The organism is Streptomyces sp. NRRL B-24572, assembly GCF_002156145.1.
Lineage (GTDB): Bacteria > Actinomycetota > Actinomycetes > Streptomycetales > Streptomycetaceae > Streptomyces > Streptomyces vietnamensis.
This window is the reverse complement of sequence record NZ_MWIG01001158.1, coordinates 1-526: the sequence shown is the minus strand read 5'-3', so window position 1 is coordinate 526 and position 526 is coordinate 1. Positions and strand designations below refer to the sequence as shown.

1 protein-coding gene is annotated in these 526 nt (G+C 77.8%); it reads right to left on the bottom strand.

Features of this window, described 5'->3' with window-relative positions; translation table 11 throughout:
• Positions 1-526 (bottom strand): N-6 DNA methylase (locus CCN56_RS41025; RefSeq protein WP_179200176.1); only part of this gene is annotated, 526 nt, incomplete at both ends.

The following is a 526-nucleotide window of genomic DNA, read 5'->3' as shown; positions in this document are numbered from 1 at the left end:
CCGCCGTCGCGGAGCCGGGCGAGGGCGTGCTGCACCCAGGCCAGCTCGGATTCCGTACGGGCCGGGAAGCCGTACTCCCAGCGCGGGTCGTAGGCGAGCTCGTCGTGGCCCCAGGTCCGTTCGTTGAACGGGGGGTGGCACAGGACCGCGTCGGCGGCCAGATCGGGGAAGGCGTCGGCGCGGAGGGTGTCGGCGGTGGCGCAGCGGATGTCGGCGTCGCCGTGGAGGGCGAGGCGCAGGGCGGTGAGGGCGGCCAGGTCGGGGTCGGTGTCCTGGGCGTACAGCGCGGTGGGGTGCGGGACGGCGCGCAGCAGGCCGCCGGTGCCGGAGGCCGGGTCGAGGACGGTGGCGAGGGGGCGGCCGTCGGTGGCCGCGGCGGCGGCGAGGTCCGCCATGAGCTCGGCGAGCGGGGGCGGGGTGAGGGTGTACTGGCGCGGGTTGGCGTCCAGGTGGCGGCCGAGCAGGAACTCGAAGGCCTGCCGCGCGCCGCCGAGCTGGCCGTCGAGTTGGGCGGCGGCGGGGCAGG